Source organism: Pseudomonas sp. NMS19W (assembly GCF_051554255.1).
In the GTDB taxonomy this organism is placed as follows: Bacteria; Pseudomonadota; Gammaproteobacteria; order Pseudomonadales; family Pseudomonadaceae; genus Aquipseudomonas; species Aquipseudomonas kribbensis.
On sequence record NZ_CP136718.1, the window covers coordinates 909,119 to 921,925 of the forward strand.

A 12,807-nucleotide genomic window follows, 5' to 3' on the forward strand; every position below is an offset into this window, starting at 1 on the left:
GGAGCTTTTGAATGATCTCTACCTTGCGACGTGGCCTGTTGGTGTTGCTCGCGACACTGCCGCTGCTGGCGAACGCTGCGCCCGGCCAGTCGGCGCACGATCTGGTCCAGGACACCACCAACCGGATGCTCGCCGATCTGGCGGCGAATAAAGAGAAGTACAAGCAGGACCCGCAGGACTTCTACACCGCGCTGAATACCATCGTGGGTCCGGTGGTGGATGCCGAAGGCATTTCCAAAAGCATCATGACGGTCAAGTACTCGCGCAAGGCCAGCCCGGCGCAGATGCAGACCTTCCAGGAAAACTTCAAGCGTGGCCTGTTCCAGTTCTATGGCAACGCCTTGCTGGAATACAACAACCAGGGCATCACTGTCGATGCGCCGAAGGATGAGTCGGGCGACCGCACCAGCGTCGGCATGACCGTCAAGGGCAACAACGGCGCGATCTATCCGGTTCAGTACACGCTGGAGAAGATCAACGGCGAGTGGAAGCTGCGCAACGTGATCATCAACGGCATCAACATCGGCAAGCTGTTCCGTGACCAGTTCGCCGACGCGATGCAGCGCAACGGCAACGACCTGGACAAGACCATCAACGGCTGGGCCGGCGAAGTGGCCAAGGCCAAGCAGACTGCCGAGAAACAAGAGAAGCCTGCCCAATGACCGAGTCGGCCATTAGTCTGGACGAAGCCAGTCAGCTTCAGCTCACCGGTGTGTTGGATTACCGCACCGGTCCCGCCCTTCGCGAGCAAGGCCGGGCGCTGATCAAGTCGTGCAATGCCCCGGCATTGGTGATCGATTGTTCGGCAGTGGAAAAGTCCAGCAGCGTCGGCCTGTCGTTGCTGCTGTGCTTCATTCGCGATGCGAAAGCCGCCGGCAAGGCGGTCAGCATCCGCGGGATGCCGGAAGACATGCGTGAAATTGCTCAGGTCAGCGAGCTGACCGAGCTGTTGGCGCAACCCTGAACCCGCATCTATAAAGAAGCCCCCCGTCAGAGTCCTGCGCAGCGGGGTTCGCAGGCGCGGGGCTTTTTTGTATGATGTCCGACCCGTGCGCACAGGGCGCCGATTGAGGTTGAGCATGCAGGCCGTAGAAGTGAAAAGCTTCCTTGAAGCAAATCTGCCCGGAACCCGGGTGGAAGTTGAAGGCGAAGGCTGCAACTTTCAGCTGAACGTGATTAGCGATGAACTGGCGGCGTTGAGCCCGGTCAAGCGTCAGCAAAGCATCTATGCCCATTTGAACCCATGGATCGCCGATGGCAGCATCCACGCGGTCACTATGAAATTTTTCAGCAGCGCGGCCTGGGCCGAGCGCACCTGAGCCCTAGGGCGTCGAGATTGTTATGGATAAATTGATTATTACCGGTGGCGCTCGTCTTGATGGCGAGATCCGCATTTCCGGGGCGAAGAACTCCGCCCTGCCGATCCTGGCCGCCACCTTGCTGTGCGATGGCCCGGTGACCGTCGGCAACCTGCCGCACCTGCACGACATCACCACCATGATCGAGCTGTTCGGCCGCATGGGCATCGAGCCTGTGATCGACGAGAAGCTCAGCGTCGAAATCGACCCGCGCACCATCAAGACCCTGGTCGCTCCGTACGAGCTGGTGAAAACCATGCGTGCGTCGATCCTGGTGCTCGGCCCGATGGTCGCCCGTTTCGGTGAAGCCGAAGTCGCCCTGCCTGGCGGTTGCGCCATCGGTTCGCGTCCGGTTGACCTGCACATCCGTGGCCTCGAAGCCATGGGTGCGATCATCGACGTCGAAGGTGGTTACATCAAGGCCAAGGCGCCTGAAGGCGGCCTGCGCGGTGCGCACTTCTTCTTCGATACCGTCAGCGTGACCGGTACCGAAAACATCATGATGGCCGCTGCTCTGGCCAAAGGCCGCAGCGTGCTGCAGAACGCCGCCCGCGAACCTGAAGTGGTCGACCTGGCCAACTTCCTGAACGCCATGGGCGCCAAGGTTTCCGGCGCCGGTACCGACACCATCACCATCGATGGCGTCGAGCGTCTGGGTTCAGCCTTCTACAAGGTCATGCCTGACCGTATCGAAACCGGCACCTACCTGGTGGCCGCTGCGGTCACCGGCGGTCGCGTGAAGGTCAAGGACACCGATCCGACCATCCTCGAAGCGGTTCTGGAAAAGCTCCGTGAAGCCGGTGCAGAAATCACCACCGGTGAAGACTGGATCGAGCTGAACATGCACGGTAAACGCCCGAAAGCGGTCAACGTGCGCACCGCGCCGTACCCGGCGTTCCCGACTGACATGCAGGCGCAGTTCATTTCGCTCAACGCCATTGCCGAAGGCACTGGTGCCGTGATCGAGACGATCTTCGAAAACCGTTTCATGCACGTCTACGAACTGCACCGCATGGGCGCCAAGATCCAGGTCGAAGGCAACACCGCCATCGTCACCGGCACTGAAATCCTCAAGGGCGCGCCAGTGATGGCAACCGACCTGCGGGCTTCGGCCAGCCTGGTGATTTCGGCCCTGATGGCCGAAGGCGATACCCTGATCGACCGCATCTACCACATCGACCGTGGTTACGAGTGCATCGAGGAAAAACTGCAGATGCTGGGCGCCAAAATCCGTCGCGTTCCGGGCTAGTCGCTGCATCTGGACACAGGGAAGTGTCCGTTGAATTCGTTTTGATCGGGGGTGGTAACGCCCTCGATGTATGTCCGGCGCCGATTGCGACCGGGCATGAGTACCTTGATAAGGACTGACGTTTCCCATGTTGACCATCGCACTGTCCAAGGGCCGCATCCTTGACGACACCCTGCCGCTTCTCGCCGAAGCGGGCATCGTGCCGACCGAGAATCCGGACAAAAGCCGCAAGCTGATCATTCCCACGACCCAGGAAGACGTACGCCTGTTGATCGTGCGCGCCACCGATGTGCCGACCTATGTCGAGCATGGCGCGGCCGACCTCGGCGTTGCCGGTAAAGACGTGCTGATGGAATACACGGGTCAAGGTCTGTACGAGCCGCTGGACCTGCAGATTGCCCAGTGCAAGCTGATGACCGCCGGCAAGGTCGGCGCCGTCGAGCCCAAGGGCCGTCTGCGCGTTGCGACCAAATTCGTCAACGTTGCCAAGCGTTACTACGCCGAACAGGGCCGTCAGGTCGACATCATCAAGCTGTACGGCTCGATGGAACTGGCACCACTGATCGGTCTGGCCGACAAGATCATCGACGTGGTCGACACCGGCAACACCCTGCGCGCCAACGGTCTCGAACCCCAGGAACTGATCGCCACGATCAGCTCGCGTCTGGTGGTCAATAAAGCTTCGATGAAAATGCAACACGCCCGAATCCAGGCGTTGATCGACACACTGCGCAAGGCAGTGGAGTCTCGACACCGCGGCTGATGTACCTGCGCGACGTTAAGTCGCGCCCGTCTATCCGCCTCATAGCCAGAATCTCAGGTGCCCAAGCGGAAACGACTGCTAAGTTAGGGCGCCTGAGTTTTTGCCATTCCTATGAGGCTCTCGCTATGACCGCACCGACTGCAATTCGCCGACTCAACGCTGCTGACCCGGATTTCGCGCATCATCTGGATCATCTGCTGAGCTGGGAAAGTGTGTCTGACGACTCGGTCAATCAGCGGGTGCTGGACATCATCAAGGCTGTGCGCGAGCGCGGTGACGCGGCGCTGGTCGAGTTCACCCAGAAATTCGATGGCCTCGAAGTCGCCTCCATGGCAGACCTGATCCTGCCGCGCGAACGTCTGGAACTGGCTCTGACCCGGATCACCGTGGCGCAGCGCGAAGCGCTGGAAAAAGCCGCCGCCCGCGTTCGCAGCTACCACGAAAAACAGAAGCAGGACTCCTGGAGCTACACCGAAGCCGACGGCACGGTGCTGGGCCAGAAAGTCACGCCGCTGGACCGCGCCGGTCTGTATGTGCCGGGCGGCAAGGCGTCGTACCCGTCGTCGGTCTTGATGAACGCGATTCCGGCCAAGGTCGCCGGCGTCACCGAAGTGGTGATGGTGGTGCCGACCCCGCGTGGCGAGGTCAACGAACTGGTACTGGCGGCGGCGTGCATCGCCGGTGTCGACCGGGTCTTCACCATCGGTGGCGCGCAAGCGGTTGCAGCGCTGGCCTACGGTACTGAAAGCGTGCCGCAGGTGGACAAGGTCGTCGGCCCGGGCAACATCTATGTGGCGACTGCCAAGCGCCACGTGTTCGGTCAGGTCGGTATCGACATGATCGCCGGCCCGTCGGAAATCCTCGTGGTGTGCGACGGCCAGACTGATCCGGACTGGATCGCCATGGACCTGTTCTCCCAGGCCGAGCACGACGAAGACGCCCAGGCGATCCTGGTCAGCCCGGACGCCGAGTTCCTCGACAAGGTCGCCGCGAGCATCGACAAACTGCTGCCGACCATGGATCGCGCCACCATCATCGAAACCTCGATCAATGGCCGTGGCGCCCTGATTCACGTGCGTGATATGGCTCAGGCCATCGAAGTCGCCAACCGCATCGCTCCGGAACACCTTGAACTGTCGGTCGCCGATCCGCAGGCCTGGCTGCCGCAGATTCGCCACGCCGGCGCGATCTTCATGGGCCGTCACACCTCCGAAGCCCTGGGCGACTACTGCGCAGGTCCGAACCACGTGCTGCCGACCTCCGGCACCGCGCGTTTCTCCTCGCCGCTGGGTGTGTACGACTTCCAGAAACGCTCGTCGATCATCTTCTGCTCCGAGGCCGGCGCTTCGGAACTGGGTAAGACCGCATCGATCCTGGCCCGTGGTGAATCCCTGAGTGCTCACGCGCGCAGCGCCGAATACCGCATCAAAGACGAAGTGAAGGGGAACTGAACATGAGTAAATTCTGGAGCCCGTTCGTCAAGGATCTGGTGCCTTACGTGCCGGGCGAGCAGCCGAAGCTGACCCGTCTGGTCAAACTCAACACCAACGAGAACCCGTACGGCCCGTCGCCAAAAGCCCTGGCGGCGATGCAGACTGAACTCAACGACAACCTGCGCCTGTACCCGGACCCGAACAGCGATCTGCTGAAAAACGCCGTCGCCAACTACTACGGCATGCAGAGCAATCAGGTGTTCCTCGGCAACGGTTCGGACGAAGTGCTGGCGCACATCTTCCACGGCCTGCTGCAACACGATCAGCCGCTGCTGTTCCCGGATATCAGCTACAGCTTCTATCCGGTTTACTGCGGCCTGTACGGCATCAAGTTCGATGCGGTGCCGCTGGATGCACAGTTCCGTATCAACCCGGCGGACTACGCCAAACCGAACGGCGGGATCATCTTCCCCAACCCGAACGCGCCGACCGGTTGCCTGCTGGCGCTGGAAGCGGTCGGGCAGATCCTCAAGGCAAGTCCGGATTCGGTGGTGGTGGTCGACGAGGCCTACATCGACTTCGGCGGCGAGACCGCGATCAGTCTGGTGGACCGTTATCCGAACCTGCTGGTGACCCAGACCCTGTCCAAGTCCCGTTCGCTGGCGGGCCTGCGGGTCGGTCTGGCGGTCGGCCATCCGGACCTGATCGAGGCGCTGGAGCGGGTCAAGAACAGCTTCAACTCCTACCCGATCGATCGCATGGCCAATGTCGGTGCGGCGGCGGCGTTCGAGGACCGCGAATACTTCGACAAGACCTGTGCACTGGTCATCGAGAGTCGCGAATGGGTGGTTGCCCAGTTGCAGGCCAAAGGCTTTGAAGTGCTGCCGTCAGCGGCCAACTTCATCTTCGCACGGCATCCGCAACACGATGCGGCCGGGCTGGCGGCCAAACTGCGTGAGCAGGGTGTGATCGTGCGCCACTTCAAGCAGGAGCGGATTGCCCAGTTCCTGCGGATCTCGATCGGTACGCCGGAGCAGAATCAGGCGTTGATCGACGGTCTCGGCGACCTGTGACTGGCCGATAAAAAGATGGGAGCGAATGTGCTCCCATCTTTTTTTGTACTTACTCTTCTTCTTTCACTGGCGCCGGCGGCGGACGCAGACCGATCTCGGCGGTCAGCTTCAACTCCTTGCCATTGCGCATCACCTGGATCGTGACCTTGTCGGTCGGCTTGATCCGCGCCACCTGGTTCATCGATTTGCGGCCATCGCCGGCCGGTTCGCCGTCGATGCTGAGAATCACGTCACCCAGTTGCAGGCCGGCCTTCTGTGCCGGGCCGTCGCGGAAAATCCCCGCCACCACAATCCCCGGACGCCCGGACAGACCAAACGACTCGGCCAGTTCCTGAGTCAGCGGTTGCACCTCGATCCCCAGCCAGCCACGAATCACCTGACCGTGCTCAATGATCGACTTCATCACTTCCATTGCCAGCTTCACCGGGATTGCAAAGCCGATGCCTTGCGAGCCACCGGACTTGGAGAAGATCGCGGTGTTGATGCCGGTGAGGTTGCCGTTGGCATCCACCAGTGCGCCGCCGGAGTTGCCGGGGTTGATCGCCGCGTCGGTCTGGATGAAGTCTTCGTAGTTGTTCAGGCCCAGTTGGTTACGGCCAGTGGCGCTGATGATGCCCATGGTCACGGTCTGGCCGACCCCGAACGGGTTGCCGATGGCCAGTGCGACGTCGCCGATGCGGATGTTGTCGGAGCGACCGACGGTGATCGCCGGCAGGTTTTTCAGGTCGATCTTCAGCACCGCCAGGTCGGTTTCCGGGTCGCTGCCGATCACCCGGGCCAGGGTTTCACGGCCATCCTTGAGCGCCACGACGATCTGGTCGGCGCCGGTGGTGACGTGGTTGTTGGTCAGGATGTAGCCTTCCGGGCTCATGATCACGCCGGAGCCGAGGCTCGACTCCATGCGCTTCTGTTTCGGCGAGTTGTCACCGAAGAAACGGCGGAACTGTGGATCCTCGAACAGCGGATGCGCCGGTTTGGCGATGACTTTGGTGGTGTAGAGGTTGACCACCGACGGCGCGGCAATCACCACCGCGTCGGCGTAGGACACCGGCCCCTGTTGCACGCTGGTGGTCTGCGGAGCCTGTTGCAGGTTGACGTCGAGGCTCGGAAGCCCGACCCACTGCGGGTAACGCTGAATAATCAACAGAGCGATAAGCACACCGGCCAACAGTGGCCAGCCGAAAAAACGCAGCGCCTTGAGCATTAAGCACGTCCTGGAAAAGTTGCAGGCGGGGTCAGACCGCCCATAATGTCGCGCATTATACGAGGCCGCGCGCGCCTCTGAACGGGATTTTCAGGAGTCTTTCATGGCCGTTGCCCTCAGTACCCTGATCGAAGAAGCCGACCGCTACCTCGGCAGTGCGAAAATTGCCGATTATTGCCCCAACGGCCTGCAGGTCGAGGGCCGTCCGCAGGTGATGCGCATCGTCAGCGGCGTCACCGCCAGCCAGGCATTGCTCGATGCCGCCGTCGAAGCCGAGGCCGATCTGGTGCTGGTGCATCACGGTTACTTCTGGAAGGGCGAGAACCCGTGCATCACCGGCATGAAGCAGCGGCGCCTGAAAACCCTGCTCAAGCACGACATCAGTATGCTGGCCTATCACCTGCCGCTGGATCTGCACCCGGACGTCGGCAACAACGTGCAACTGGCCCGGCAGCTCGACATCACTGTCGAAGGGCCGCTGGACCCGGATAACCTGAAGATCGTCGGGCTGGTCGGTTCGCTGGACGAGCCGGTGACCGCCCGCGACTTCGCCCGTCGCGTGCAGGAACGCATGGGCCGCGAGCCGCTGCTGATCGAGGGCAGCGCGATGATTCGCCGGGTCGGCTGGTGCACCGGCGGCGGCCAGGGCTACATCGACAACGCCATTGCCGCCGGCGTCGATCTGTTCATCAGTGGCGAGGCGTCCGAGCAGACGTTCCACAGTGCCCGGGAAAACGACATCAGCTTCATCGCCGCCGGCCACCACGCCACCGAGCGCTACGGCGTGCAGGCGCTGGGCGATTATCTGGCGAAGCGGTTTGCCCTGGAACACATCTTCATCGACTGCCCGAATCCGATCTGACTTTCCCTGAAAGCACCCGAACGGGCGGGCATATTCATATGCTCTTTCGTTCTAGTCCGCGCCCTGATTAGAAGAAGGGCGCTGTGCTAGGATTCCCCGCTCGAACACGGCCCGCTGGCCGTTCATAAGAAAGCTTTCGTGAGTAGCCATGGTCGACAAACTGACGCATCTGAAACAGCTGGAGGCGGAAAGCATCCACATCATCCGCGAGGTGGCCGCCGAGTTCGACAACCCGGTGATGCTGTACTCCATCGGTAAAGACTCCGCCGTGATGCTGCATCTGGCACGCAAGGCGTTCTTCCCGGGCAAACTGCCGTTTCCGGTGATGCACGTCGACACCCGCTGGAAATTCCAGGAGATGTACAAGTTCCGCGACAAGATGGTCGAAGAGCTGGGCCTGGACCTGATCACCCACGTCAACCCGGATGGCGTTGCGCAGGGCATCAACCCGTTCACCCACGGCAGCGCCAAACACACCGACATCATGAAGACCGAGGGCCTGAAGCAGGCACTCGACAAGCATGGTTTCGACGCCGCTTTCGGCGGTGCCCGTCGCGATGAAGAGAAGTCACGCGCCAAGGAGCGCGTCTACTCGTTCCGCGACAGCAAGCACCGCTGGGATCCGAAGAACCAGCGTCCGGAGCTGTGGAACGTCTACAACGGCAAGGTCAACAAGGGCGAATCCATCCGCGTATTCCCGTTGTCGAACTGGACCGAGCTGGACATCTGGCAATACATCTACCTCGAAGGCATCCCGATCGTTCCGCTGTACTTCGCCGCCGAACGCGAAGTGATCGAGAAGAACGGCACGCTGATCATGATCGACGACGAGCGCATCCTCGAGCACCTGTCCGATGAGGACAAGGCGCGCATCGTCAAAAAGAAAGTGCGTTTCCGTACCCTTGGCTGCTACCCGTTGACGGGCGCGGTGGAGTCCGAGGCCGAAAGCCTGACGGACATCATTCAGGAAATGCTCCTGACGCGAACTTCCGAGCGCCAGGGCCGTGTCATCGACCACGATGGCGCCGGCTCGATGGAAGACAAGAAACGTCAAGGGTACTTTTAAGCTTCGAGTTACAAGCCGCAAGCTGCGAGTTAAAGGCGGTATGCGTAACTTTGCAGTTTGGTGCTTGCAGTCGGTTGCTGTGAGCCGGAATCGGATGGCTCGTAATGGATTTCGAGAAGCTGGTTGTCTGGCAGCGAAGCAAATGTTTGGCGGTAGAGATCTACAGAGAGTTTGCACGATGTGGGGATTTTGGATTCAAGGATCAAATCACCCGCTCAGCACTCTCAGTGCCTTCCAATATCGCTGAAGGCATGGAGCGTCGTAGTGCCAGAGAGAAAATTCATTTTCTTTGGGTTGCTAAAGGCTCTTGTGGGGAGTTGCGAACCCAGGTCCTTATCGCTCGAGACATTGCATACATCGCTGCCCCGCTGGCTGAAAACTGGATTATGGAAACTCGCGAGCTTTCTCGAATGCTGGGCGGGTTGATCAACAAAATTTCTGACTAGCTGTACGCCGACAAGCTTGCCGCTTGAAGCTTACAGCTCGGAGCTTGAATGCAATGAGCCACGCATCTGATTTGATCAGCGAGGACATCCTCGCCTACCTGGGCCAGCACGAACGTAAAGAACTGCTGCGCTTTTTGACCTGCGGTAACGTCGATGACGGCAAGAGCACCCTGATCGGGCGCCTGCTGCACGACTCGAAGATGATCTACGAAGATCACCTCGAAGCCATTACCCGTGATTCGAAGAAAGTCGGCACCACCGGTGACGACATCGACCTGGCATTGCTGGTCGACGGCCTGCAGGCCGAGCGCGAGCAGGGCATCACCATCGATGTCGCTTACCGCTATTTCTCCACCGCCAAGCGCAAATTCATCATCGCCGACACCCCCGGCCATGAGCAGTACACCCGCAACATGGCCACCGGTGCTTCCACCTGTGACCTGGCGATCATCCTGGTCGACGCCCGTTACGGCGTGCAGACCCAGACCCGTCGCCACAGCTTCATCGCCTCCCTGCTGGGCATCAAGCACATCGTTGTCGCCATCAACAAGATGGACCTGAAGGGCTTCGATCAGGGCGTGTTCGAGTCGATCAAGGCCGACTACCTGAAGTTCGCCGAAGGCTTGAAGATGAAGCCGACCAGCATGCACTTCGTGCCGATGTCCGCCCTGAAGGGCGACAACGTGGTGAACAAGTCCGAGCGCTCGCCGTGGTACACCGGCCAGTCGCTGATGGAAATCCTCGAGACCGTGGAAGTGGCGGGCGACCGCAACTTCACCGATTTGCGTTTCCCGGTGCAGTACGTCAACCGTCCGAACCTGAACTTCCGCGGCTTCGCCGGCACCCTGGCCAGCGGCATCGTCAAGAAAGGCGACGAAGTCGTGGTCCTGCCGTCGGGCAAGAGCAGCCGCGTGAAATCCATCGTCACCTTCGAAGGTGAGCTGGAGCATGCCGGCCCGGGTCAGGCGGTGACGCTGACCATGGAAGACGAGATCGATATCTCCCGTGGCGACCTGCTGGTACACGCCGACAACGTTCCGCCGGTGACCGACAGTTTCGAAGCGATGCTGGTCTGGATGGCTGAGGAGCCGATGCTGCCGGGCAAGAAATACGACATCAAGCGCGCCACCAGTTACGTGCCGGGCTCCATTGCCAGCATCGTCAACAAGGTCGACGTCAACACCCTCGAGGAAGGCCCGGCGAGCGCGTTGCAGCTCAACGAAATCGGTAAGGTGAAGATCGCGCTCGATGCGCCGATCGCCCTCGACGGTTACGACAGCAACCGCACTACCGGCGCGTTCATCGTCATCGACCGTTTGACCAACGGCACCGTCGGCGCCGGCATGATCGTCGCCCAGCCGCTGGCTCATGGCACTGCCACCCATCACGGCAAACTGGCCCATGTAGCGACCACCGAGCGCGCCCAGCGTTTCGGTCAGCAACCGGCCACCGTGCTGTTCAGCGGTCTGTCGGGCGCGGGTAAAAGCACGCTGGCCTACGCGGTCGAGCGCAAGCTGTTCGACATGGGGCGTGCGGTGTTTGTACTCGACGGCCAGAACCTGCGTCACGACCTGAATAAAGGTCTGCCGCAGGATCGCGCCGGTCGCACCGAGAACTGGCGTCGTGCCGCGCATGTGGCGCGTCAGTTCAACGAAGCCGGCCTGCTGACGCTTGCTGCGTTTGTGGCGCCGAGCGCTGAGGGTCGTGAACAGGCGAGGGACCTGATCGGCAAGGAGCGTCTGCTGACGGTTTATGTCCAGGCTTCGCCGACTGTTTGCGCCGAGCGTGATCCGCAAGGGTTGTATGCTGCGGGTGGCGATAACATTCCGGGTGAGTCCTTCCCGTATGACGTGCCGCTGGATGCTGATCTGGTGATCGATACCCAGTCGCTGTCGCTGGAAGAGGGTGTGAAGCAAGTGCTGGATCTGCTGCGTAAGCGTGGCGCGATTTAAGCCAGAAAAACAGCTGCAAGCTTCCAGCTTCAAGCTGCAAGAAAAAGCCCGCCGATGAGCAATCATCGGCGGGCTTTTTTTGGGTTGGTTGGAGTGTATATCCGTTTCTTCGGGTGTTGCGGCTGGCGGTTCCGCTTTTACAGCGGGTCACTTTTTCAAACGCCAAAAAGTAACCAAAAGGCTGGGCCCCTGCGTTCGGCACCTCGCCTAGGCTCGGTGTTCCTTCGTTACGGGACTCATCCGGGGGCATCGCCTACGGTTTGCTTCGCTGCACCTCCTCTCGATGTGTTTGGCTTCGCCAAACGGCGCTGCGCGCCCACCCCCGGATGACCCCCTCCACTCAGCCTTCCGATGGGGCCGGTACGTCAAAAGCGGTACTCGAGCTAACGCTCATCGTGTTGAGTGGTGGGAAGCGAAAAGCCAATAGCGAACTGCTTTCCTGTGGGAGCCAGCCTGACGGCCGGCCTGTTCTGTCAGGGGCTCCCTCATGGTAATCAGCGGTGGTTTGGATATTCGCGATGCATCTGCTCCAGCAATGCATCCTTGTCCTGCCACAGCTGGTTGATCCAGCCCTGGAATTGCAGGCGGTATTCGCCGTCCTGGTCGTAGTTCTTGCCGATGAACTGCGGCGGGATTTGCAGTTCTTCAAAATGCACCACCACGTCCCGCACGTTGCCGCACAGCAGGTCCCAGAAGCCGGGATGTCCGCCCGGGTAGTGGATGGTCACGTTGACGATTGATTCCAGCTGTTCGCCCATTGCATCCAGCACGAAGGCAATGCCGCCGGCCTTGGGCTTGAGCAGGTATTTGAACGGTGATTGCTGCTGCGCGTGCTTGCCTTCGGTGAAGCGTGTGCCTTCGACGAAGTTGAAGATGCCCACCGGGTTGTCGCGAAATTTCGCGCAGGTCTTGCGGGTGGTTTCCAGGTCTTTGCCTTTCTTTTCCGGGTGCTTCTCCAGATAGGCTTTCGAATAGCGTTTCATGAACGGAAAGCCCAGCGTCCACCACGCCAGGCCGATCACCGGCACCCAGATCAGTTCCTGTTTGAGGAAGAATTTCAGTGGCTGGATGCGTCGGTTCAGCACGTATTGCAGCACGAGGATGTCGACCCAGCTCTGGTGGTTGCTGGTGATCAGGTACGAGTGTTGATAGTCCAGGCCTTGCAGGCCGCTGAGGTGCCAGCGGGTGCGGCGCACCAGGTTCATCCAGCCTTTGTTGTTGCTGATCCAGGCTTCGTGGGTGTGGCTCATCAGCCAGCGCGAGGCGCGGCGTGCGAGGTCGAACGGCAGCACTTTGATCAGTGCGACCAGAAACAGGAACGAGCACAGCAGGATCGTGTTCAGCGCCAACAGCAGCGCGGCGATCACGCCGCGCAGAGGGGCAGGGAGAAAAGCCAGCATC

At 60.6% G+C, this 12,807-nt stretch carries 13 protein-coding genes; 11 read left to right on the top strand and 2 right to left on the bottom strand.

All coding sequences use genetic code 11. The features are described 5' to 3' along the window. Window positions 1–11: 11 nt before the first annotated feature. The 7 genes from R1A29_RS03960 to hisC all read left to right on the top strand — a co-directional run bounded on the left by R1A29_RS03960 (window position 12) and on the right by hisC (window position 5,876). Complete coding sequence (locus tag R1A29_RS03960) at window positions 12–662, top strand: MlaC/ttg2D family ABC transporter substrate-binding protein (protein ID WP_438300709.1); 651 nt, start codon at window positions 12–14, stop codon at window positions 660–662. Further along, window positions 659–964: an STAS domain-containing protein gene (locus tag R1A29_RS03965; RefSeq protein ID WP_438300710.1), complete on the top strand. Its 306-nt coding sequence runs from the start codon at window positions 659–661 to the stop codon at window positions 962–964. Before R1A29_RS03960 ends, R1A29_RS03965 begins: the two co-directional genes overlap by 4 nt. A 115-nt stretch (window positions 965–1,079) precedes the next feature. After that, window positions 1,080–1,319: a BolA family protein gene (locus R1A29_RS03970; protein WP_096818978.1), complete on the top strand. Its 240-nt coding sequence runs from the start codon at window positions 1,080–1,082 to the stop codon at window positions 1,317–1,319. Window positions 1,320–1,341: 22 nt separating this feature from the next. Next, window positions 1,342–2,607, top strand: a complete 1,266-nt coding sequence (murA, locus tag R1A29_RS03975) for a UDP-N-acetylglucosamine 1-carboxyvinyltransferase (protein WP_114881431.1) — start codon at window positions 1,342–1,344, stop codon at window positions 2,605–2,607. Between the two features lie 127 nt (window positions 2,608–2,734). After that, a complete protein-coding gene (gene hisG / locus R1A29_RS03980) occupies window positions 2,735–3,370 on the top strand; it encodes an ATP phosphoribosyltransferase (RefSeq protein WP_007953554.1) in 636 nt (211 codons plus the stop codon). 125 nt (window positions 3,371–3,495) lie between these two features. Further along, on the top strand, window positions 3,496–4,821 hold the full coding sequence (gene hisD, locus R1A29_RS03985; protein ID WP_085711773.1) for a histidinol dehydrogenase: 1,326 nt from the start codon (window positions 3,496–3,498) through the stop codon (window positions 4,819–4,821). A 2-nt stretch (window positions 4,822–4,823) separates the two neighbouring features. Next, entirely contained in the window at window positions 4,824–5,876 is a 1,053-nt protein-coding gene (gene hisC, locus R1A29_RS03990; RefSeq protein WP_438300711.1) for a histidinol-phosphate transaminase, read from the top strand. 49 nt (window positions 5,877–5,925) lie between these two features. On the opposite strand, the gene algW is transcribed toward hisC, so the two are convergent. Continuing rightward, entirely contained in the window at window positions 5,926–7,080 is a 1,155-nt protein-coding gene (gene algW / locus R1A29_RS03995; protein ID WP_114881433.1) for a Do family serine endopeptidase AlgW, read from the bottom strand. Window positions 7,081–7,183: 103 nt separating this feature from the next. Between algW and R1A29_RS04000 the strand changes: the two genes are divergently transcribed. The 4 genes from R1A29_RS04000 (at window position 7,184) to cysN (ending at window position 11,406) form a co-directional block, all read left to right on the top strand. Then, window positions 7,184–7,942: a Nif3-like dinuclear metal center hexameric protein gene (locus R1A29_RS04000; protein WP_438300712.1), complete on the top strand. Its 759-nt coding sequence runs from the start codon at window positions 7,184–7,186 to the stop codon at window positions 7,940–7,942. Window positions 7,943–8,090: 148 nt separating this feature from the next. Next, window positions 8,091–9,008: a sulfate adenylyltransferase subunit CysD gene (gene cysD / locus R1A29_RS04005; protein WP_007953546.1), complete on the top strand. Its 918-nt coding sequence runs from the start codon at window positions 8,091–8,093 to the stop codon at window positions 9,006–9,008. A 104-nt stretch (window positions 9,009–9,112) separates the two neighbouring features. Next, a complete protein-coding gene (locus tag R1A29_RS04010) occupies window positions 9,113–9,454 on the top strand; it encodes a four helix bundle protein (RefSeq protein WP_438300713.1) in 342 nt (113 codons plus the stop codon). 53 nt (window positions 9,455–9,507) lie between these two features. Continuing rightward, window positions 9,508–11,406 carry a sulfate adenylyltransferase subunit CysN gene (gene cysN / locus R1A29_RS04015; protein WP_248743952.1) on the top strand — a complete coding sequence of 633 codons (1,899 nt, stop codon included), beginning with the start codon at window positions 9,508–9,510 and terminating at the stop codon, window positions 11,404–11,406. Window positions 11,407–11,900: 494 nt separating this feature from the next. Here cysN and R1A29_RS04020 read toward each other — a convergent pair whose 3' ends face one another. Next, the gene (locus tag R1A29_RS04020; protein WP_438300714.1) at window positions 11,901–12,806 is read right to left on the bottom strand and encodes an acyltransferase; all 906 of its coding nucleotides are present in this window, start codon (window positions 12,804–12,806) and stop codon (window positions 11,901–11,903) included. Window position 12,807: the final 1 nt, after the last annotated feature.

Bases quoted from the DNA above. Each gene is read 5' to 3' on its own strand.
- R1A29_RS03970 (WP_096818978.1), top strand. From the start codon at position 1,080: ATGCAGGCCGTAGAAGTGAAAAGCTTCCTTGAAGCAAATCTGCCCGGA.
- R1A29_RS03960 (WP_438300709.1), top strand. From the start codon at position 12: ATGATCTCTACCTTGCGACGTGGCCTGTTGGTGTTGCTCGCGACACTG.
- R1A29_RS04020 (WP_438300714.1), bottom strand. From the start codon at position 12,806: ATGCTGGCTTTTCTCCCTGCCCCTCTGCGCGGCGTGATCGCCGCGCTG.
- hisD (WP_085711773.1), top strand. From the start codon at position 3,496: ATGACCGCACCGACTGCAATTCGCCGACTCAACGCTGCTGACCCGGAT.
- cysD (WP_007953546.1), top strand. From the start codon at position 8,091: ATGGTCGACAAACTGACGCATCTGAAACAGCTGGAGGCGGAAAGCATC.
- murA (WP_114881431.1), top strand. From the start codon at position 1,342: ATGGATAAATTGATTATTACCGGTGGCGCTCGTCTTGATGGCGAGATC.
- R1A29_RS03965 (WP_438300710.1), top strand. From the start codon at position 659: ATGACCGAGTCGGCCATTAGTCTGGACGAAGCCAGTCAGCTTCAGCTC.
- hisG (WP_007953554.1), top strand. From the start codon at position 2,735: ATGTTGACCATCGCACTGTCCAAGGGCCGCATCCTTGACGACACCCTG.
- R1A29_RS04010 (WP_438300713.1), top strand. From the start codon at position 9,113: ATGGATTTCGAGAAGCTGGTTGTCTGGCAGCGAAGCAAATGTTTGGCG.
- algW (WP_114881433.1), bottom strand. From the start codon at position 7,080: ATGCTCAAGGCGCTGCGTTTTTTCGGCTGGCCACTGTTGGCCGGTGTG.
- hisC (WP_438300711.1), top strand. From the start codon at position 4,824: ATGAGTAAATTCTGGAGCCCGTTCGTCAAGGATCTGGTGCCTTACGTG.
- R1A29_RS04000 (WP_438300712.1), top strand. From the start codon at position 7,184: ATGGCCGTTGCCCTCAGTACCCTGATCGAAGAAGCCGACCGCTACCTC.
- cysN (WP_248743952.1), top strand. From the start codon at position 9,508: ATGAGCCACGCATCTGATTTGATCAGCGAGGACATCCTCGCCTACCTG.